We start from the raw sequence: 19,069 nt of genomic DNA on the forward strand, positions 1-19,069 counted from the left end.
TCGCTGTCTCCTTCCGTCAGCCGAGGTCGGTTTGGCCGGCCCGGGTGAGCCGGTACTGCAGGACGGTGATCGCGCTGAGCACGACCAGCAGGGCGACGGACATCGCCGAGGCGTAGCCGAACTGGAAGCGGCCGAAGGCGGAACCGTAGATGTAGTACTGGAGGACGTTCGTGGCGTTCGCAGGACCGCCCGCGGTCGTCACGGCGACCGTGTCGAACACCTGGAACGAACCGATCACCGTCATGATCAGAACGACTGCCAGGACCGGACGCAGCAACGGCATCGTGATCCGCCAGAACATGCGCCACTCGCTCGCGCCGTCCACCTTCGCGGCCTCGTACATGTCGTTCGGGATCGCCTGAAGACCGGCGAAGAGCAACAGCGCGGTGTAGCCGACGTGCCGCCAGACGTTGATCAGGGCGATGGTGGGGATGGCCCAGGTCTCGTCGGCGAGGAACGGGATGCGGTCCACACCGAGGGCGCTGACGATCTCGTTCCCGATGCCGAGCTGGGTGTCGAGCATCCACAGCCAGACCAGGCCGGCGACGACGTTCGACATCAGGTACGGGGTGAGCACGATGCCCCGCAGCAGCGCCGACTGGGTCAGCCGCTGGAGCAGGACGGCGATGGCGAGCGCCGCCACCGTCTGGACGCCGATGTTGATGAAGACGTACTCGACGGTGACCGTCAACGAGTTCCAGAAGATCGGGTCGTTGATCATCCGCACGTAATTGTCGAGGCCCACCCACTCCGCCGGGGTGAGCAGGTTGAAGCGCGTGAAGCTCAGATAGACGCCCCGCAGCGTCGGCCAGAGCAGGAAGACCAGGAACCCGAGCAGCGCCGGAGCGATGAACACCGCGGCGAGCCGCCCGTCTCCCTGCTCCTCGCGGGAGCGGGCCCGCGTCCTCGACTTGATCCCTGCCCCCTCGGCGTCGCCCAAAGGCAGACGCGACGGAGGGCTGCTGGACGCGATGGTCATCGGGAGACTCCCTCGTCTGCGGCTCGTCCTCAGCCACTTACTTTTGTGGCGGAAGAATCCAGCCGTCAAGAGTCGTGCAAACATCTTCACCAGGCCATGTGGACCGCCTTAGACTGGCGTGGTTGCTTTTGTGGAGAAAAAAATCATGTGGGAGCCTGACGACCATGACCGCAGTAGCCGCCAGCTGGCTTCCCCTCAGCCCCGGTGAGCGCTCGGTGGCGATCGAGGTACTCCTCGGTGGCCCCGTGTCGCGCACCGAACTCGCCCGGCGGCTCGATCTCTCCGCCGGGAGCCTCACCCGGCTGACCAAACCGCTGATCGAGTCGGGCCTCCTCGTCGAGGTCCCTGAGGCGGGCGCCCCGGCGGAGGTGCGTCAGGGTCGTCCGTCCCAGCCGCTGGACGTCGTCGCCGAATCCCGCTCCTTCATCGGCTTCAAGATCACCGATGACATGGTCTACGGCGTCGTCACCACCCTCCGGAGCGAGATCGTCGCCCGCTACGACCGCCCCCTCACCACCCATGACCCTGCCGAGGTCGTGGACCTGCTGGGGGAGATGGCCGACGAACTCGCCGCCGGCCACCCCCGGCTCGCCGGCATCGGCATCGGCGTGGGCGGTCTCGTCGAGGGCCGTGCCGTGGTGGGGGAGTCCCCGTTCCTGCACTGGAGCGACGTTCCGCTCGCCGAACTGGTCGAGGAGCGCACGGGGCTGCCGGTCGTCGTGGAGAACGACGTGGCCGCCCTCGTCGAGGCGGAGACCTGGTTCGGCGCCGGACGCGGCCTCGACCGCTTCGTCGTCCTCACCATCGGTGCCGGCATCGGCTACGGGCTGGTCCTGGGCGGTAAACGGGTGCCGTACGCCGAGGAGGACCGGGGCTTCGGGCGGCACTGGATCGTGAACCCCAACGGTCCGCTCACCCCCGACGGGGCACGCGGCAGCGCCGTCTCCCTGCTGACCATCCCCAACATCCGCTACCAGGTGCAGGCCGCCACCGGCCGCGACCACACCTACGAGGAGATCCTCGAGCTCGCCGCGGCGGGCGAACCCATGCCCTCCCGTGTCATCGGGGAGGCGGCCCATGCCCTCGGCACCCTGGTCGCCCAGATCGGCAACTTCGTGCTGCCGCAGAAGATCCTGCTCGCCGGAGAAGGGGTGGGCCTCATGGACGTCGCCGGCGAGACTGTGACGGAGGCCATCCGCGCTCAACGGCACCCACTGGCGGCCCCCATCGTCCTGGAGACCAAGGTGTCCGACTTTCACGACTGGGCGCGTGGTGCCGCCGTTCTGGCGATCCAGGTGCTGGTGCTCGGGGCGGCGGACGCCTGAACTCCTCGATCCGCGTGGACAGATGGACGTGATCAGCAACACGGCCCGATATGTCCGTATTGTGCGAGCTTGCTCACAGTGCCTTCACCTCGGGAGCCGTATGCTTCACACCATGTCCACCACTGTTGAATTCGCCTCCGATCGCTCGGCTGACGAGGTCAACGAGGAGATCCGGGCGCTGTGGCGCCGGGCGGGCGGGACACTGAGCGTCGAGGAGCGCGAGGAGTACCAGCGCCTCGTCCTGGAGTGGGCCGCCGCGGTCCCACAGCCGGCGAAGGCGGCCTGAGCACCAGCCTCAGCGGCCGCCCGAGCACCGTCCTCGGCGCGCCTCGCCCGGCATCGGAACACCCTCCCGGGGCACTCCTGACCGGATGGGTGCCCTTCTCGCACTGACCTCGGCCGTCTGTTACGGCATCGTCGACTTCGCCGGCGGCATGCTCTCCCGGCGCGCCCACTTCACCGCCGTCACCCTTCTCGGCCAGCTCGGCGGGCTGCTCCTCGCCCTCGCCGCCGCCCTCCTCGTCCCCGCCGGTGCCGTCCGCCCGGCGGATCTGCTGTGGGGAGCGCTGTCCGGCGTCGGCAGCGGGGCGGCGATGCACTTCCTCAACCGGGGCCTGAGCCGGGGCGCGATGAGCACGGTCGTTCCCGTGAGCGCCGTCACCTCCGTCGCGCTGTCCGTGCTGTGCGGGGTGCTCCTGCTCGGCGACCGGCCCGGGGCCCTGGCCTGGACCGGCTTCGCGGTCACCGTGCCCGCGCTGTGGCTCGTCGCGGACGACCGGGGCGGGCCGCGGCCGAGCGACGGCGAAGGGCATCGCAAGGGGCCGGTCGACAAAGCCGCGACTGGCCTCGACGCCGGGACTGCCCGGCGCCCGCAGCGCACCGGGAGCCCCCCTCGGCCGGGGCCGGCCCGCGGCGTGAGTGACGGCCTGCTCGCCAGCGCCGGTGTCGCCGTGCAGTACCTCGCGCTCGGCCAGGCCGATGCGTCGAGCGGGCTGTGGCCGGTCGCTGCGGGCCGCGTCGCCGCCGTACTCGTGCTGCTGCCGGTCGCCGCCCGGCACCCCCGGCAACTGCGGCTGCCGGTACGGCGATGCGTCCAGGCGCTGCTGGTCGGAGCGGGAGCCGCGCTCGGCCTCATCCTCTATCTGCTCGCCGCCCAGCGGCAGTTGCTGGCGGTCGCCGTGGTCCTCGCCTCGCTCTATCCGGCACTGCCCGTCGTGCTGGGGTTCGTCCTGCTGCGCGAACCCCTCACCGGCCGACGGGCCATCGGGCTGGCCGGTGCGGCGGCGGCCACCGTGCTGCTGACCCTGGGCTGACGAGCCGGCCCCGTCAGCTCCAGGTCGCCGAGTAGTAGCGCCGGTACGCCTTGCGGTCCTGCTCCGCGCGGATGAACCGGGTCGCCACCAGCGCGACCATGCTCCCCGCGATGACCAGCAGCCCGGGGCCGACGTTCTTCGGGTCCGCGAGCCGCGACAGCAGGGTCGACGCATCGACGTCGATGATCGGGGTCGACGAGCCGGGCGACGCCGCACCGGGCGCGATCGCGCTCTGCGTGGCCGACGCGGACGGTGTCGGAGCGGGCGAGCCGCTCTGCTGCCCGGAGCCGCCGGGCGCCGCGACGATCATCTTCATGCCGAGCGAGTCCAACGCCTTCGTCACCGGCTGGAAGAAGGTCGTACCGCCCGCGTTGCAGTCGCCGCTGCCGCCCGACGTCACACCCAGCGCGATCCCCTCGGAGAACATCGGACCGCCGCTGTCCCCGGGTTCGGCGCACACGTTCGTCTCGATGAGCCCCGTGACCGTGCCCTCCGGGTAGTTGACCGTCGCGTTGACCGCGGTCACCTCACCGTCGCGCAGCCCGGTGGTGCTGCCGCTGCGGAACACCCGCTGCCCCACGGCCGGATCGGCCAGGCCCGTGATCCGCACACCCTTGCCGTCCCCGATGGACACGACCTCCGCGCCGGCGCCCGCGTCCCCGCTCGCATACTCCACCAGGGAGTAGTCGGCGCCGGGGAAGTTCTGCTTGACGGTCCGGCCGATCTGCTGGGTGCCCCGGTTGTCGGCGAACCACACGGAACCGTCCGGCCCGCAGTGCCCGGCCGTGAGGATGAAGTCGCGCTCACCGTCGGTGACATTGAAGCCGGCCGAACAGCGCCCGGCGGTCGACAACAGCGGCAGCGCGCCGTTCAGCCGCGTGGTGAACGTGCCCTCGGTGCGCTCCATGTGGACGAAGTCGCCCATGCCGTCGGCGAGTTTCGTCATCCGGGACCAGTCACCTGCCGAGACGGTGCTGTCGCCCCGTACCACCACCTCGTTGGACCGGTAGTCCATCACCCACGCCGTACCGGTCACCCGGGGCGCCGAACGCAGCGTCGACGTCGCCGACTTCAGCTCGTCCATGCTGTGGTCGACCATCTTCGCCTCGGCACCGGCCTGCCGCACCTCGGCGGCCGCCTCCTCGTCGGTGACCGCGACGACCGGCTTGCCGTCGGAACCGATCCAGGTGCCCGCCGTACGGGAAGAACCCAGGCGTGCGACGAGGTCGCTGCCGGTGTCGGCGGCCGAAGCGGCATAGGTGCGTGGGACGGTGGCGCCGTCGGGAGGTTCGCTCGCCACGGCGCGTGTGACCATCGTTCCTCCAAGGAGGAGTCCGCCGACGGCCGCCAGCCGTGTCACTCGCCGGACGAGACGTCGTCGTGCGTGCCTCATGCATGGCTCCCGAACCAGTACAGCGCGGCGGCAACGCCGCGGGGCCCTCCCGGAGTTGAGCACCCTCTCTCCATACGTGGCCCGGCCCGCCCGCGTTCACCGCACAGGTGATCGTTCTCGCGCCGGCGCCCGCACCCGGCCCCGACCGCTCCCGTCCTCGCTGTTCCGGGCCACCTCACAGGCCTCTATCTTTGTGCCCCATGACCAGGATCCCGTACGCAACGTCCGGTGAACCGAACCCCTTTCGCGCACTCACCCTCGACCGGCTCCGATGTCGTACGAGCGCGAAGTGGCGCACCTACCCCGACGACGTCCTGCCGCTGTGGGTGGCCGAGATGGACGTACCGCTCGCCGAACCCGTCCTCCGCGCGCTCACCGACGCCCTCGCACTCGGCGACACCGGCTACACGACGGGCACCGGCTACGCCGAGGCGCTGGCCGGATTCGCGGCCAAACGGTGGGGCTGGGACGGGCTGGCCGTGGAGCGGACGGCGATCGTGCCGGACGTGATGCTCGGTGTGGTCGAAATGCTCAAACTGGTCACCGGGCCGGGCGATTCGGTCGTCGTGAACCCACCCGTGTATCCGCCGTTCTACCAGTTCGTCGAGCACATGGACCGGCGGGTGCTCGAGGCCCCGCTGGGGGTGGATCTGCGCATCGACCTCGACGCTCTTGACGAAACGTTCCGGCTGGCGGTCGCCACCGGCCGGCGCGCCGCCTTCCTGCTGTGCAGCCCCCACAACCCGACCGGCACACTCCACACCGCGGACGAACTCGCCGCCGTGGCAGCCCTCGCCGACCGCCATGGCGTGCGCGTCGTCGTCGACGAGATACACGCACCGATCACCGCGGGCGGTGCCGGGTTCGTGCCGTACCTGAGCGTCCCGGGCGGCGAGTGGGGGCTGTCGCTGATGTCGGCGTCGAAGGCCTGGAACCTGGCCGGTCTCAAGGCGGCCCTGGCCGTCGCCGGACCCGCGGCCGCCGCCGACCTGGCCCGCATGCCCCAAGAGGTGAGCCACGGGCCCAGCCACCTCGGCGTCATAGCCCACACCGCCGCCCTGCGCGACGGCAGCAGCTGGCTCGACGCCCTGCTGTCCGCACTCGACGACAACCGGCGCCTGCTCGCCGACCTCCTGGCCGAGCACCTCCCGGCGATCACCTACCGCCCCGGCGAGGCCACCTACCTCGCCTGGCTCGACTGCCGCGCCCTCGGCCTCGGCGACGCTGCCGACCCGGCCGACGTCTTCCTGCGCCGCGGCCGGGTGGCGCTCAGCTCCGGGATCCCGTTCGGCACCGGAGGAGCCGGGCACGTACGGCTGAACCTGGCGACGTCGCCGGAGCTGATCCGGGAAGGCGTACGGCGGATGGCGGCGGCGCTCGACCGGGACGGCACGGGCCAGGGACAGGGAGAGTGACGGCAGGGGGGTGGGGGCGCCGGTCGGCATCCCCACCCCCCTGCCTACACTTCCCGCCATGGACGACACGTCGTTGGAGCAGCTCGGCGCGGGCAAGTACCTGCTCATCACCAGCTACCGCAAGAACGGTACCGGTGTCGCCACGCCGGTCTGGGTGGTGCCTGACGCGGACGCGCTCGGCGTGTGGACGGTCGCCGACTCCTGGAAGGTCAAGCGCATCCGCGCCCGCGGCGACGTCCTCGTCGGCCCCTGCGACCTGCGCGGCAGGCCCACCGGCGACCAGGTCCCCGCCACCGCCGAGATCTGCGACGAGGCGACCAGCGCCCGCTACCGCAGGCTCATCGCCCGCAAGTACGGGATCACCGGCCGCCTCACGCTGCTCGGCAGCCGACTGCGCCGCGGTGTCAACGGCACGGTCGGCATACGCATCACGCTGACGCCCTGACCTGCCGGCCTAATTCACGCAGGGCTCAGGTCCAGGCCCGGTAGGGCTCGTCGATCAGCTGGAACACCGGCTCGCCCCGGACCGGGTCCTTCGCCGTGGACAGCCGGACCCGGTCCCCGCTGTGGATGCCGATGGGCGGGCCCATGACCCGGCCGCGCACGACGAATCCCTCGGCCATCTCGACGAGCGACACATTGCGCGCGGCCGGGGTGTTGCGGTGGACCACCGTCGAGTGGCGTACCGTCCCCACGCCCTCGCTGCGCTCCGTGCGCAGGTCACTGCCCTGGCAGACCGGACACAGCAGCCGGTGGTACATCGCGGTGCCGCACCAGGTGCAGCGCTGGAAGAGGACGGCCTCCGTGGCCGGGGCCGCGGGGTCGAGTACGCCGGTCGTGGAACCGGCGGTCTGACGAGCAACAACGCTTCCTGAGTGGTGGTACACGCTGGTCAACTCCCTGCGCTCGGCCGGAATCCCACGTGCGCGGGACACCCGTGCACGCACGTGCCCGGTTCACCGTGCCACCGTGCACAGCGTCAGCGTATGGCACTCAGTGCCATAGGTAAAGGCACTCCGTACCCTTAATCTGTCCGGGATTTCGGATCAGTCGCGCCCGAGCGTGGCCTCGATCTCCTGGACGACCCGCCACAGCGGGGCGCCGCGCCGGGACACGACGACCACCACGTCCTCGGGCCGCTCGTCGTCGGCGGGGCGCGGGGGAGGGGCGGCGCCGAAGGCGGTCTGCACATACCCGAGGGCGTGGTCCACCGCGGTGCTCGCGTCGCCCTGGCCGTCCGAGCGCAGCCAGGAGCGCAGCGCGTTGTTGTGCGCCGCGACCACGGCGGCGGCGATCACATCGGCCTGCAGGGTCCCGTCGCGCCGGCCGGCGAAGCGCTCGCGCAGATACTCGGCCAGGGCGCGCTCGTAGCGCCACACCACCGACAGCTCGTAGGCGCGCAGCCCCGGCACCTGCTTGGTGAGCCGGTAGCGCTGCACCGAGAAGGTCGGGTTCTCCGCGTACATGCGCAGCACCAGCCGGGCCGCGTCGCACACCCGGCGCACCGGCTCGTGCTCCTCGCCGCTCGCCGCGAGGAAGGCCGTCATGTCGGCCAGGCACCGTTCGTGGTCGGGGAAGACGACGTCCTCCTTCGACGGGAAGTAGCGGAAGAACGACCGCCGTCCGACGCCGGCCAGCGCCACGATGTCGTCGACGGTCGTCTGCTCGTAGCCCCGCTCCAGGAACAGCTGGAAAGCGGCCGCGACCAGCGCTTCCCGCATCGGGGGCTTCGCCGCCCCGGCCTCCGTCTTCTCGTCGCGGCCGGGGGACGCGCTGCTGGTGCTCATGGACGGGAACGTAGCACCAGAGCGAGGCCCATGGCACTCAGTGCGCTGTAGGGAGGGTACTGAGTGCTGCCAGTTCCTCGTCCGACGCCGGTTCGCCCGAGTCGGGGAGCAGTTGGGGGATGCCGTCGAGCACGGGATAGCGGCGGCGCAGACGGGGGTTGTAGAGCGCGGAGCCCGGTCCGTCCAGGATCAGCGGGCCCTTGTCGAGGGGACAGACCAGGATCTTCAGCAGCGGGTCGTCGGGCTTCATGAGCGGTTCCCTTCGGAGGTGGGGCGGTGCGCGTCGTGACGCGGCAGGGTGAGGACGACGGCCAGGGCGAGCGCGGTGCCGCCCAATCGCAGGGCCAGCCGCAGCGGGTCCTGCGGGAGCGGCTCGCCGAACGCGACCGTGCCGCTCGCCACGCTGAACACGCAGGTGACGGTGGTGCACACGGGCACGATCAGCGAGGCGCGGCAACGCTGCAGGGCGGTCTGCGACAGCACGAGGCCGAAGGCCCCGGTGAGGAGCAGGAGGTAGGGGTAGGGGGAGGTGAGCAGGGCCGGTACGGCGTCGCCGAGCCCCGTGGTGGTCAGCCGGCCCGAGACGCCCTTGATCGCGAGCGAGCTCACCCCGTACAGCAGCCCGATCGCCACGGCGTACGCCACACCCGTCGTCGGCGTCCGATGGCGGCGCCGGGCCCGCCGTTCGGCCGTGCCGTACAGCCACAGGCCGAGGGCGAGCGCCGGTACGCACAGGGCGAGCAGGGTGCCGGTCGGGGCGGTGCGGGAGATCGGCTCGGTGCTGTCGTGCAGCGACGCCACCGTCATCAGCAGCGCCAGCCCGATGACGGCGAGACCCCGTCGCTCCGCGGCCGTCAGCCGCTCGCCCAGCACCACCGAGGAGAGCAGGAGCAGCAGCACCAGCCCGGAGACGAACAGCCCTTGTGCCGCCGCGATCGGCAGGACCCGGTAGACGGCCAGCTGAGCGGCGAATCCCAGGGCCAGGGCCAGCGCGCCGCCGATCCACAGCGGGCTGCCCGCGAGCAGCCGCAGCGCTCGGCCCGGCCGTGCGGCGCGCAGCGGCGGAAGACCGGCCAGCGCCCGCTTCTCCAGCACGAACCCGGTGCTGTAGAGGACGTTCGCCAGCAGCGCCGCGACCACTCCCCAGACCACGTCGCTACCTCCTCCTGGCGTGCAGGAGGAGGATCGAGGAGAGGGACGGCAGCCGGCAGGCCAGCCGGTCGAGCGGGCGCAGCGGACGCGGAACCCCGTGGAAGGGAGCACCCTCAAGCCGTACGACCTCGAAGCCGGACGCGGTCACGAACTCCCGCAGCGCACGCGCCGTGAACAGCCGAAGATGGCCCACCACTTGGCTGCCCGGCCTGCCGTGGACACGGCGCAGGCTCACCTCCGAGAAGACGGGCTGGACCCCGCCGAGCAGCAGTGCCCGGTTGTACCAGGCGGCGAGGTTCGGCGTGGAGAGCATGAGATGGCCGCCCGGTCGCAGCACCCGGCGTAGCTCGTCGAGGGCGCCGTCGGGGTCGACGAGGTGCTCGACGACCTCGCTGAACAGCACCGCGTCCGCACTGCCGGACGCGAACGGAAGCCCGCCGTCGGACAGTTGGCCGCGCACCACCGAGGGCAGCCGCCGCGCCGCCCGGCGTAGCGCGTCCTGCGACCAGTCGACGCCCACGATCCGGTGCCCGTCCAGGACACGCGCGGCGACGGCCGCCGCCGAGCCGTCCCCGCACCCCACGTCGAGCACGGTGGCGGGCGGGTGGCCCGGCCCTACGGTGCCGAGCGCGCGGGCCAGCATCCGCGCCTGCCGCAGGCTGCGGTCCTCCCCGGAGGCGACCGGTACGGCCGGGTCCTCGTAGAAGTCCCGAAGTCCCGGCGAGGACGTCGTGGTGGTGGCAGGAAACGGCGGTGCTGTGCTCATGGCGTGCTCCGAGGGCCGTACGTCAGCGAGAGGCAGTCCTCGAAGAGACCGGCAAGGGCTGCCCCGGCCGTGTCGTCGAGGAGGTCGCGCGACCAGCGCAGCGTCAGGTGCAGCCGTCCGCCGGTGGAGGCCGCCGCCAGGCTCAGTCCGCGGGGCATGCGGGCGGGCGCGGAGAACCACACGGCACGGGCCCGCCCCGCCTCGCCGAAGTCCAGCGGATACGGCACCCGCCCGACGTTGCTGAGCAGCAGGGTCGATGTCCATGGGGCGACGGCCCGACGCACCCCACGCGTGAGCGCGCCGCGCGCCCCGACCGGAAGGAGAGGGGCCGTCAGCAGGGCCGCCCCCGGTCCGAGTGGTGCGCGCGTCTGCGACTTCAGCGCCCGGGTGCGCCGGGCGGTGGTGTGCAGCAGCCGGGTCACGGCCGCCGGATCGGGACGCCCTGCGAGGAGCAGCGGTGCGTCGGACCGGTCCTCGGGCGTCATCGGCACCTCGACGAGCCGCGTCCCGTTCCCCAGCGGCATCGCCAGGTCGCGCGAGCGGTCGTCCACGGGCATGGTGATCCGCACCGGCCGGTCGGGCCTGCCGTGCGACCGGTTCCAGCGGCTCGCCATCAGGGAGGCGGCGACCAGGAGTTGATCGTTGACGGTCCACGGAGCGGCCGGGTCCGCTGGTGGCAGGGGCAGGTCCAGCAGCAGCATGCCGTTCGCCGCGGCACTCGCTCGCCTCGGTCTGCCAGTGGTGTCGGGGGCCAGCCGTGCGGGCCGGGCCCCTCGCGTACGGCCGTCCCGGTGCCGCCCGGCGGGCGCCCGGTGCACGGGCGCGAGGGGTGTCGTGGCCGTGCCCTCCCCGCCGTGGAGCGCGCCCTGCCCGCCGTAGAACGCGGCCGTCGTGGCGAGCAACCGCAACCCGGACGGCGCGTCGAGTGCGGTGTGGTGGAGGGTGAGCAGCAGGACGGACCGTACGGCGTCCAGGGCGACCACCTCCAGGCGCACCGGCGGCGACTCGGACAGCGGCGGGCACAGCGCGAGCGCCCGGGCGCGGGCACGGGCCAGGGCGTCGGGCCCCGGCCCGGCGAAACTCACCGGGTCCACGTCCAAAGTGCCGGTCAGTTCCCACTCGTAGGACCGCCGGTACCAGCGGTGCGGCGCCTGGCGTACGAGGACCCGGGAGTGGACGAGCAGCGCCCGGCGGAACGCCTCCCACAACCGCTGCCCGTTCGGTCGGCCGGGTAGATGGACCTCGATGTGGACGGTCTCCGGCTCGTCGTCGCTGAGGCAGTGCCGGGACACCTCGTCGACGACCGGGAACGCCAGCCGCGCCGGAACCGTGCCTGTACCGCGCCCGGTGAGGGGATCGCTCTCGAGCGCGGTCATCGCTCACCGCTCCCCGCCCTGCCCGGGCCGATCGTCACGACCGCCGCGCACAGGGCCACCACTGCCAGCACTTGAGCGAGGGCACCGAAGGCCCCGCGATCCGCGGAGACCGGCGCGCCCGCCCCCGTCGCCGCGGCGATCCCCGCCCCGGCCATGGCCACCGCGGCGACCGGGACCAGGGCGCCGGGCCGTAGCCGGGCGATCAGCGCGAGCGCCGGGACCACCAGGGCGAGCGGTCCCGCCACCAGTGCCACGACGGCGGTCAGCGCCACCGTTCCGAGGAGCAGCCCTGGCGCCGAGGGAACGTCCGTGTGTCCGGCCGGGGTTCGGTCGGTACGTCGCCGACCCACGAAGGCGACGGCCACGAGCGCGGCGACACCGATCGCCCCGCCGATCAGCGCGGTCCGGTACGGCCCCGCGGGCTCGTACTCCAGGTGCACGGTGCCGGACTTCCCGGCCGGGATCAACCAGGCCTGCTGCCAGCCGTCGAGCCGGACCGGCGTGAGCTCCTCGCCGTTCAGCGTGGCCTTCCAGCCGTCGTTGACGTTCTCGTACGTCCGCAGGTACGACGCCTCGCCCGACCCGGCGGACACGGCGACCGTCCGGCTGTCGCCGGTCCACTTCCGTACGGTGACCTCGCGGCCCGCCGCAGCGGAGACGGCACGCGGCTCGCCCCGGGACAGCGTGACGTCCGTGATCGCGAGCGGTCCGGTGTCACCGGCCTCCACGCGGTGCCTGCCGAAGGCCAGCTCCACGCTGCCGCTCTTCGCCTCGTCGCTCGCGCAGAGTTCCACCCTCACCGGCCGACGCTCCGTCAGGTCGCGGACCAGCCCGGACGCCTTCGTCGGGTGGAGCGTGCCGTCGACGTCGAGCGCCGGGCCCTGTCCGCACGGCAGCGAGAAGCGGGCGTCGGCCCTGGGCCGCGGTGCCCGCAGGTCGGCCAGCGCGGGCACGTACACCTCGCTCAGGCCCACGGGCAGTTGGAGCCGTTCGTCGGCGACGGGGTTGTGGAGGGTCAGCGGTGCCGTCTTGGTGACCGTGATGTCGAGGCGGTCCGTGGTGATCGCGTCGAACCGCGCGAGCCCGTCGGAGTCGACGTCGGCCGTCGCCGTGCCGTGCGGCGAACTGATCCGCACCCGCTCGGGGCGGGAGGACAGGCCGCCCGCCGCACCCAGGACGATCTCGTCGATCTTCTTCCTGCCCGGCCAGCTCAGATGGATCACGGGCCGGTCCCCGGCGATCCAGGCCGTCGTCAGATCGCCGTCGACCAGGTTGCGCGCGCCGAGCGCGAGGCCGCTGCGGCTGGTGGAGTCTGCGGACACGGTGATCCGCTGCCGCTGCTGCGGGGCGACGCGGTCCAGCAGACGGTCCAGCGCGTCTCCGGGCACGGCCACCGCCTGCGCCGTCACGTCGTACGCACCCGTGTCCTCACGGGTGTGGAACTGCCGGTGCAGTCCCGCTTGCGTCGAGGCCGGGGCGAGGCCGCCCGGGTCGGTGCCGCGGTGCAGCGAGTACACCTGCGCGTCGGCCTGGATGCGCTCGGCGGCGGTCGGCAGGGCCAGCAGCCGGGTCACCTTCACCCCCGGCACGGTCACCTCGGAGAATCCGGCGCCGGACAGCCCGGGGCGCGCCGACTCGGCGTCCAGGATCTCGATCCTCAGCCACTTCGCCCGGCCCTCGGGCGCGCGGACCGACTGCCGCTCACCGTCCGGCCGCAGCGCACTGTCGACCGAACCCCGGTCCGTCTCGATCCGCACCCGGGTGGGAGCGGGCCGCGTGGCGTCCGCGGGCAGCGGGGTCAGCCGGAGCGACGCCGGCAGGTCGGCCGGCGCGGTGAAGTCCACGCGCAGCCACTGGCCGGTCGGCTCACCCGGGCTGCCTTCGGCCCACGCGGTCCCGGCATCGCCGTCGAAGGCGTTCACCGGGTCGTACTGCGGCAGTTGGAACAGCCAGTTCCCGCTGCTGGACGCGGTCACCGACGCCGCACCCCGCAGTACGGCCGTCGTCTGATGGCCGGCGCCCTGCGTGGGCAGGATCTGCTTCGGCTGCTCGCCCGGGTCCTGGAGACTGCCGGAGGGGTTCCGCTCGGTGGCGGTATAGGTGTACGAGGTGTTGGAGTTGACCAGGCCGAAGCGGGTGTCGGCGCGGCGCAGTCCGTCGGCCTCGGCCTTGACCGCCGGCGTGTCGACGCCGGGGTGGGCGTCCCCGGCCAGCACGGCGGGCCGGTCGCGCAGCGCCGGGTCGGCGGAGAGCTGGAGCAGTGCCTCGGGGCCCCCGCTCACCACGGCCGTGTCGGCGGCCGCGTCGACCCCGACGAGTCCCGGCCGGTCGGCGGCACCCTCGGGCTCGTAGATCTCGACCGCCTGGAGGCGCGGGTAGAGGCCCTGCACCTGGACGGGGGTGTCGGCGGGGATGCGTCCGGCGGTCACGAGCGGGCCGAAGCCGGCGGCCCTGCGGTAGCCGGAGGCCTCCAGGGTCCGCCGGACCGTCTGCGGCGGTACGTAACCGATCTGGTCGGGGTCGAGGTCGTTGCGCACGACCACCTCGTGCAGCCCGGCCCGCGCCAAGTACGCCTTCAGGCCCGGCACTTCTCTCCCCGACATCAGCGCCTGCTCGACCGCGTCCAGCGCCCGGCGCGAACCCGCGGTGCCGAACGGCACGAAGTCCCGCTGCGCCCACCGCGTCTTCGCCAGCACGTCGAAGGGCTGGTCGATCGGGGAGCCCCAGGTGTAGGTGCCGTGCGCGGTGGCCGGTACGACGAGGGCCCGGCTGTCCGCCGCGTGCTCGTCCAGCCAGTCGGCGGCCTGCTCCCAGTGGGAGGGCAGCTTGCTGAACGCGCCCGGCTGGAGGATGCCGCCGTTCACGTACGGCCACGCCAGACCCGGCAGGATGAGCAGCGCGGCGACCACCGGGACGTAGCGGCGAGAGCGCGATGCCCGGGTGCCCCGGCGTTCGGCGAGCACCGCCGTCAGGTGCGCGAGGCCCAGGGCGAGTGCGAGGGCGAGCCCCGGCTGGAACTTGTAGATGTTGCGGAACGGCCTGAGCGGACCGTCGAGCCACCCCTGCACCGTGTCGTGGAAGGGCGCGCCGAGGGCGCCGCCGTATCCGGCGAGGGCGATCAGTGCGACGGCCAGCACGGTCAGCAGCAGCCAGCGCCGCTCGGGGACGTCCCGGCGGGCCAGACCCGCCAGGCCCAGGGCGGCGGCGAACGCCGAGCCGAGCACGGTGACGACGGACGCGGCCACGGTCCAGCCCGCCGGCAGCCAGGCCTCACCGAAGTGGAGGTACGCCACCCAGTTGCCCGCGCCGCGCAGCAGTTCGGTCGCCGACATGGTGGCGGTGGTGGTGTCCGCCTGCTCGACGTACGGCATGAAGTCCTCGCCGTAGACGCGCAGAAGCAGCAGCGGCACCGTCCACCAGGCGGTCGCCAGCACCACACCGGGCAGCCACCAGGCGAGCAGCTTGCGGCGGCGGGGGCCTTTCGGGCGGCTGAGCAGATACAGGCCAACTGGCAGCAATGACGCCAGAGTCGAGGCGGCGTTGACCCCGCCCATGCAGGGGATGAGCAGGGCGGAGCGGGCGGCGGCGATGCGCGGGCTCGACGTCGTGGAGGTCAGGGGCAGCAGTACCCAGGGCAGCAGCGCCCCGGGCAGCGCGGCGGCGGACGTCGAGCCGACGACGACGGTGAAGGTGGGCCACAGCGCGTATGCCACCGCGCCCAGCAGCCGGGTCCCGGACGAACCGACGCCCAGCCGCTCGGCCAGCCGCAGGGCACCCCAGAACGCCGTGGTCACGACGATCGACAGCCACAGCCGCTCGGCCAGCCACACCGGCAGGTGCAGCAGGTCCGTCAGGGCGTAGTACGGCAGCATCGGGAAGGCGTAACCGACGTACTGGTCGGCGATGCCGCCGAAGCCCGCCCGGTCGTGCCACAACTGACCCAGGTCGCCGAGGAAGCGCAGCGGATCTGCGGCCACACCGAGCTTCGTCTCGAAGGTCATCCGTCCCGGGGACACCGAGAGGAAGGCCGTCAGTACGGCCGCCCAGAACCCGAACAGCAGGCGTCGTCCGCGCCGTTGGACGGGCGGGGCCGTCGGCGCGGGTGCGGGGGTGGAGTGTGCGGGAGCCTGGACGGTGGTGCTCATGAAGGTGCCTCGCTGGAACGTGCCTGGTTGCCGACGGGCGTCGCCTCGGATCCGGTGCGGCGCAGGATCAGCAGGAGATTCCAGGTCGCGATCTCTCTCAGTCCGGGGATGCGGGCGACGGCGCCCGGGAGGAAGGGCCAGTAGCGGGATCGGGCCGAGACGACGCGCACGTCCTCGCGTCCGCGTACGTGCCGCAGGGTGGGGCCGATGTGCACGGGGAAGAGGTTCTCGCCGACGGTGTGCTTGGCCTCGCGGCCGGTCCGTCGCCGGTAGCGCTCGCGGGCCCGGCGCGCTCCGAGGTAGTGCCAGGGCGCCGTCTCGTGGCCGCCCCACGGGGAGAGCCAGTTGGTGAACGACAGGTAGATCAGCCCGCCCGGCCGGGTCACCCGGACCATCTCGCTGAGGAAGGTCTCCGGATCGGCCACGTGCTCCAGGACGTTCGAGGAGAAGCACACGTCCGCGGCACCGTCGGGCACCGGCAGCAGATAGCCGTCGGCGACCACCGCGCCCTCCGGCGGGCGACCGCGCGAGCCCAACTCGCCGAGATCGGGCTCGAAGAGGTAGCCGTGGGCGCCCCGGCGGCGGAACTCCTCGGTGAAGTGGCCCGGTCCGCCCCCGACGTCGAGGACGATCCGGCCCCGCAGGTCGGTGTGGCGCGCCACCTGGGCGACCGCGTCACGTGCCAGCAGCGAGTAGCAGCCCTCGGGGTCGGTCTGCTCGCGCATGAAGGCTCGGAACAGCGCGAGCGAGCGGCGCAGGGAAGGGTCCTTGAGGGGACGGTCGACGACCTCAGTCATGTGCGGCCACCTCACGCGCCGTCGGAAGGGTCGAGGGCGACCGCCGGCGGGACGCTCGGTCCGGGCGCGATGCGGGGGAGGGGCACGCCGGGCGCGATGGGCGGGCCACCCTGCGCGGGCCGTACCGTGCGACAGGCCTCCGCCGCCACCTCACGGAACTGACGGACGGTGCTGCTCCACCGGAAGTTCTCGGCGCGCGCCTCGGCGGCACGGCCCATGACCCTACGGCGCTCCGGGCTGAGCGCGAGGGTGCACCAGGCGGCGGCGAACGAGCTCTCGCCCCCGGCCAGCACGCCTGTCACCCCGTCCACGACGGAGTCCCGCAGACCCGGTATGTCGAAGCCGACGGCCGGGGTGCCCCGCGCGGCGGCCTCGGTGACCACCAGGCCCCAGCCCTCCACCAGGGACGGATGCAGCAGCAGCCACGCCTGGCACAGCAGCCGGTGCTTCTCCGCCTCCGAGACCCGGCCGGTGAACACCACGTCCGGCCCGGCCATGGCCTGAAGCCGCTCCCGCTCGGGGCCGTCACCGACGATGACGAGCCGCCCGCCGGTGACCGGACGCACCCGCTCCCACAGCCGCAGCAGCAGATCGATCCGCTTGTACTCGACCAGCCGCCCGACCGCGACGAACAGCGGCTCGCAGGCCTTGGGCAGCAGCGGTCCGGGTGCGTCGACGCCGTTGTGGACCACCCTGATCCGGTCCGGCGGGACACCGATGGCGCGCAGGGCCGCGGCGGTGGAGTCGGACACGGCGACCGTGAGGCTGTCGCGGTGCGGGCCGGCCAGCGCCCAGTGCTCCAGCCTGCGGCCGAGCCGGGCCATGGGGCCCGGGTAGCGCATGTCCCACAGGTCGGTGTGCACATGGTTCACCAGGCACAGGGTCGGCCCCTTGTGCCACAGCGGAGCCAGGTACGGCATGCCGTTGCACACCTCCACCAGGAGGTCGCAACCTCCGACCTGACGGGCGAACGCCCGCTTGGCGCGCAGGAAGTGACCGGCGTCGCCGCCCGCCGACACCACGCGGTAGTCGCGGTACGCGGCCGGGCCGCCGCACAGCAGCGTGACCTGGTGGCCCGCGGCGGTGAGTCCGTCGGCCACACGGTCGACGAGGAGTTCGGAACCGCCGGCGGCCGGGTTGTCCAGATCGCGGCGGGCGAGGAAGACGATCCGGCGCGGAAACGAAGACGAGCCGGAGGCGGTGACTTCGGGGCCGGGGGTGCGGCGGCCGGTGCTGCGGGGATGAGCGGCGGCGGTCTTCTCCTGGCCGGAAACCAGGGAGGAAGCGTGCTGGGGCATCGTTGCTCCAACTCGTCGGATACGGGGGGAGAGAGGAGGGAGGGAGCCGGGCGACCGGGGAGACACGCTGGGCGGGGACGGGGGGTGACGTTTGGGCCGGTTCCGGGAGAACGCGGATGTACTGGTTAGTAACGTAAGTTTTCGGATTGAGCGTTCGATCTGGCTACGCACGCAGGTGACAATTTGTCCCTGCTCGCTCCCCCGGATCAGTCACCTGTGTGAGTCCTGTCGACCCTCTGTGAGTCCTCCGGCACGGCTCGGCGCCGCCGTCCAAGGGCCAGGCGCGTCAGCCCGGCAGCCGTGAGCACACCGCCCGCGACGGTGGCGAGCGTGGGCGCGGTCTCGCCCAGGATCTCCAGTCGCCGGCTGTCGCGCGCGGTCTCGGCCACCTGGGTGCGCCGGGTCGCCTCGGTGAACTCGACCCGGTCGCTCGCCAGCAGCGTCACGGCGTCGGACCGGCCACCGGGAGCCCGGAGCGTGATCTTCGGCGCGATGCGCGCGTTCATGATCCGGCCGGTGCGCCGCTCCACCACCAGCTCGATGCCGGCGTTGGCGTACCACTCCTCGGCCGCCACCTGCCGCTGCTTCGGCCGTCCCACCAGCGATCCGGGCACCTCACGGGTGACGCCCGTCCGCCTGGGCTCCACGGCGCCGGTGAACCGGTAGCCCTCGTGTCCGAGCACCTTCTCGGTCCCGGAGAACTTCAGCGGTACCGCCGCGCCCAGCACGCCGTCCCACCACTGGTAGGTGCGTTTTTGCACGTCGAACGGGAACTTCAGATAGGCGTCGCCCCGGAATGACGGCTGCTCGCCGCAGCAGTGCACCGGCAGGTTGGACCGCCGGTCCGTGACCCAGCGCTCGGTGGTCCACTGAAGCGACCTGCGTGGGTCCCGAAGCGGCAGTGTGGTGGGGGTGTCGATCTGCGTGGAGACGTTCCACACCGCGTTGCCGCTGCGTTCGGCGGCGGCCACGTCGCCCACGATCCGGCGGGTGATCGTGATCCGCTTCCCGTGGACGGTCTCCAGGGCACCGGTATCGAAATAGCTCCCGGTCCCGGTGAGGACCGAGTCCGTCGCGACGTCCACCGGTGTGCGCTTGACCCGTGGCTCCACATACCGGTCGAGCAGCTGGCCGAAAACCAGCGTGAAAATGCCCAACCCGAGCAGAATCAACGGCAGAACGGAAGCTGTGCGGCGCATGAGGGCACTCCGGTGGCAGCGGAAAGATGCAGACTGTGCGACCTGTGCGACGGGGCGCGAGCCAGTCCGGGTCACCCGGGGCGAATCTGGCCTACCGGGGAGTAAGTAGTTATGACCGGCGAAA

17 protein-coding genes are annotated in these 19,069 nt (G+C 72.5%); 5 read left to right on the plus strand and 12 right to left on the minus strand.

Annotated features, from left to right (window positions below):
- Positions 1 to 16 precede the first annotated feature (16 nt).
- Positions 17 to 979 (minus strand): carbohydrate ABC transporter permease, encoded by a 963-nt coding sequence (locus tag ACTMVF_RS23855; protein WP_441273139.1) that lies wholly within the window; start codon positions 977 to 979, stop codon positions 17 to 19.
- Between the two features lie 164 nt (positions 980 to 1,143).
- Here ACTMVF_RS23855 and ACTMVF_RS23860 point away from each other — a divergent pair, with 164 nt between their 5' ends.
- The 3 genes from ACTMVF_RS23860 to ACTMVF_RS23870 all read left to right on the plus strand — a co-directional run bounded on the left by ACTMVF_RS23860 (position 1,144) and on the right by ACTMVF_RS23870 (position 3,617).
- Positions 1,144 to 2,304 carry an ROK family transcriptional regulator gene (locus ACTMVF_RS23860; RefSeq protein WP_441273140.1) on the plus strand — a complete coding sequence of 387 codons (1,161 nt, stop codon included), beginning with the start codon at positions 1,144 to 1,146 and terminating at the stop codon, positions 2,302 to 2,304.
- 100 nt (positions 2,305 to 2,404) lie between these two features.
- A complete protein-coding gene (locus ACTMVF_RS23865) occupies positions 2,405 to 2,590 on the plus strand; it encodes a hypothetical protein (protein ID WP_441273141.1) in 186 nt (61 codons plus the stop codon).
- An 85-nt stretch (positions 2,591 to 2,675) separates the two neighbouring features.
- Positions 2,676 to 3,617: an EamA family transporter gene (locus ACTMVF_RS23870; RefSeq protein WP_441273142.1), complete on the plus strand. Its 942-nt coding sequence runs from the start codon at positions 2,676 to 2,678 to the stop codon at positions 3,615 to 3,617.
- Between the two features lie 13 nt (positions 3,618 to 3,630).
- On the opposite strand, the gene ACTMVF_RS23875 is transcribed toward ACTMVF_RS23870, so the two are convergent.
- The gene (locus ACTMVF_RS23875; protein ID WP_441273143.1) at positions 3,631 to 5,010 is read right to left on the minus strand and encodes a S1 family peptidase; all 1,380 of its coding nucleotides are present in this window, start codon (positions 5,008 to 5,010) and stop codon (positions 3,631 to 3,633) included.
- Positions 5,011 to 5,210: 200 nt separating this feature from the next.
- Here ACTMVF_RS23875 and ACTMVF_RS23880 point away from each other — a divergent pair, with 200 nt between their 5' ends.
- Positions 5,211 to 6,425: a MalY/PatB family protein gene (locus tag ACTMVF_RS23880; RefSeq protein WP_441273144.1), complete on the plus strand. Its 1,215-nt coding sequence runs from the start codon at positions 5,211 to 5,213 to the stop codon at positions 6,423 to 6,425.
- Positions 6,426 to 6,483: 58 nt separating this feature from the next.
- Positions 6,484 to 6,870 (plus strand): PPOX class F420-dependent oxidoreductase, encoded by a 387-nt coding sequence (locus tag ACTMVF_RS23885; protein WP_441273145.1) that lies wholly within the window; start codon positions 6,484 to 6,486, stop codon positions 6,868 to 6,870.
- A gap of 25 nt (positions 6,871 to 6,895) precedes the next feature.
- Here the strand turns inward: ACTMVF_RS23885 and ACTMVF_RS23890 are convergent, their stop codons facing one another.
- The 10 genes from ACTMVF_RS23890 to ACTMVF_RS23935 form a co-directional block, all read right to left on the minus strand.
- Positions 6,896 to 7,312 (minus strand): Zn-ribbon domain-containing OB-fold protein, encoded by a 417-nt coding sequence (locus tag ACTMVF_RS23890; protein WP_441273354.1) that lies wholly within the window; start codon positions 7,310 to 7,312, stop codon positions 6,896 to 6,898.
- Positions 7,313 to 7,471: 159 nt separating this feature from the next.
- Positions 7,472 to 8,212 carry a TetR family transcriptional regulator gene (locus ACTMVF_RS23895; protein WP_441273146.1) on the minus strand — a complete coding sequence of 247 codons (741 nt, stop codon included), beginning with the start codon at positions 8,210 to 8,212 and terminating at the stop codon, positions 7,472 to 7,474.
- Positions 8,213 to 8,249: 37 nt separating this feature from the next.
- Positions 8,250 to 8,462, minus strand: coding sequence for a Trm112 family protein (locus ACTMVF_RS23900; protein ID WP_441273147.1), 213 nt, complete (start codon positions 8,460 to 8,462; stop codon positions 8,250 to 8,252).
- Positions 8,459 to 9,364 (minus strand): DMT family transporter, encoded by a 906-nt coding sequence (locus tag ACTMVF_RS23905; RefSeq protein WP_441273148.1) that lies wholly within the window; start codon positions 9,362 to 9,364, stop codon positions 8,459 to 8,461. The genes ACTMVF_RS23900 and ACTMVF_RS23905 overlap by 4 nt, the downstream gene beginning before the upstream one ends.
- Positions 9,365 to 9,368: 4 nt before the next feature.
- Positions 9,369 to 10,130: a class I SAM-dependent methyltransferase gene (locus ACTMVF_RS23910; protein ID WP_441273149.1), complete on the minus strand. Its 762-nt coding sequence runs from the start codon at positions 10,128 to 10,130 to the stop codon at positions 9,369 to 9,371.
- Entirely contained in the window at positions 10,127 to 11,506 is a 1,380-nt protein-coding gene (locus tag ACTMVF_RS23915; RefSeq protein ID WP_441273150.1) for a condensation protein, read from the minus strand. Before ACTMVF_RS23915 ends, ACTMVF_RS23910 begins: the two co-directional genes overlap by 4 nt.
- Positions 11,503 to 15,651, minus strand: a complete 4,149-nt coding sequence (locus ACTMVF_RS23920; RefSeq protein WP_441273151.1) for an alpha-(1->3)-arabinofuranosyltransferase domain-containing protein — start codon at positions 15,649 to 15,651, stop codon at positions 11,503 to 11,505. Before ACTMVF_RS23920 ends, ACTMVF_RS23915 begins: the two co-directional genes overlap by 4 nt.
- The gene (locus tag ACTMVF_RS23925; RefSeq protein ID WP_441273152.1) at positions 15,648 to 16,448 is read right to left on the minus strand and encodes a class I SAM-dependent methyltransferase; all 801 of its coding nucleotides are present in this window, start codon (positions 16,446 to 16,448) and stop codon (positions 15,648 to 15,650) included. Before ACTMVF_RS23925 ends, ACTMVF_RS23920 begins: the two co-directional genes overlap by 4 nt.
- An 11-nt stretch (positions 16,449 to 16,459) precedes the next feature.
- Positions 16,460 to 17,746, minus strand: coding sequence for a glycosyltransferase family 4 protein (locus ACTMVF_RS23930; RefSeq protein ID WP_441273153.1), 1,287 nt, complete (start codon positions 17,744 to 17,746; stop codon positions 16,460 to 16,462).
- Positions 17,747 to 17,952: 206 nt separating this feature from the next.
- Positions 17,953 to 18,945: a DUF3068 domain-containing protein gene (locus ACTMVF_RS23935; RefSeq protein WP_441273154.1), complete on the minus strand. Its 993-nt coding sequence runs from the start codon at positions 18,943 to 18,945 to the stop codon at positions 17,953 to 17,955.
- Positions 18,946 to 19,069 lie beyond the last annotated feature (124 nt).

This window comes from Streptomyces sp. SD31 (assembly GCF_052068475.1).
Classification (GTDB): Bacteria; Actinomycetota; Actinomycetes; order Streptomycetales; family Streptomycetaceae; genus Streptomyces.

Bases quoted from the DNA above. Each gene is read 5' to 3' on its own strand.
- ACTMVF_RS23870 (WP_441273142.1), top strand. From the start codon at position 2,676: ATGGGTGCCCTTCTCGCACTGACCTCGGCCGTCTGTTACGGCATCGTC.
- ACTMVF_RS23895 (WP_441273146.1), bottom strand. From the start codon at position 8,212: ATGAGCACCAGCAGCGCGTCCCCCGGCCGCGACGAGAAGACGGAGGCC.
- ACTMVF_RS23930 (WP_441273153.1), bottom strand. From the start codon at position 17,746: ATGCCCCAGCACGCTTCCTCCCTGGTTTCCGGCCAGGAGAAGACCGCC.
- ACTMVF_RS23910 (WP_441273149.1), bottom strand. From the start codon at position 10,130: ATGAGCACAGCACCGCCGTTTCCTGCCACCACCACGACGTCCTCGCCG.
- ACTMVF_RS23925 (WP_441273152.1), bottom strand. From the start codon at position 16,448: ATGACTGAGGTCGTCGACCGTCCCCTCAAGGACCCTTCCCTGCGCCGC.
- ACTMVF_RS23855 (WP_441273139.1), bottom strand. From the start codon at position 979: ATGACCATCGCGTCCAGCAGCCCTCCGTCGCGTCTGCCTTTGGGCGAC.
- ACTMVF_RS23865 (WP_441273141.1), top strand. From the start codon at position 2,405: ATGCTTCACACCATGTCCACCACTGTTGAATTCGCCTCCGATCGCTCG.
- ACTMVF_RS23935 (WP_441273154.1), bottom strand. From the start codon at position 18,945: ATGCGCCGCACAGCTTCCGTTCTGCCGTTGATTCTGCTCGGGTTGGGC.
- ACTMVF_RS23900 (WP_441273147.1), bottom strand. From the start codon at position 8,462: ATGAAGCCCGACGACCCGCTGCTGAAGATCCTGGTCTGTCCCCTCGAC.
- ACTMVF_RS23920 (WP_441273151.1), bottom strand. From the start codon at position 15,651: ATGAGCACCACCGTCCAGGCTCCCGCACACTCCACCCCCGCACCCGCG.
- ACTMVF_RS23875 (WP_441273143.1), bottom strand. From the start codon at position 5,010: ATGAGGCACGCACGACGACGTCTCGTCCGGCGAGTGACACGGCTGGCG.
- ACTMVF_RS23860 (WP_441273140.1), top strand. From the start codon at position 1,144: ATGACCGCAGTAGCCGCCAGCTGGCTTCCCCTCAGCCCCGGTGAGCGC.
- ACTMVF_RS23880 (WP_441273144.1), top strand. From the start codon at position 5,211: ATGACCAGGATCCCGTACGCAACGTCCGGTGAACCGAACCCCTTTCGC.
- ACTMVF_RS23885 (WP_441273145.1), top strand. From the start codon at position 6,484: ATGGACGACACGTCGTTGGAGCAGCTCGGCGCGGGCAAGTACCTGCTC.
- ACTMVF_RS23915 (WP_441273150.1), bottom strand. From the start codon at position 11,506: ATGACCGCGCTCGAGAGCGATCCCCTCACCGGGCGCGGTACAGGCACG.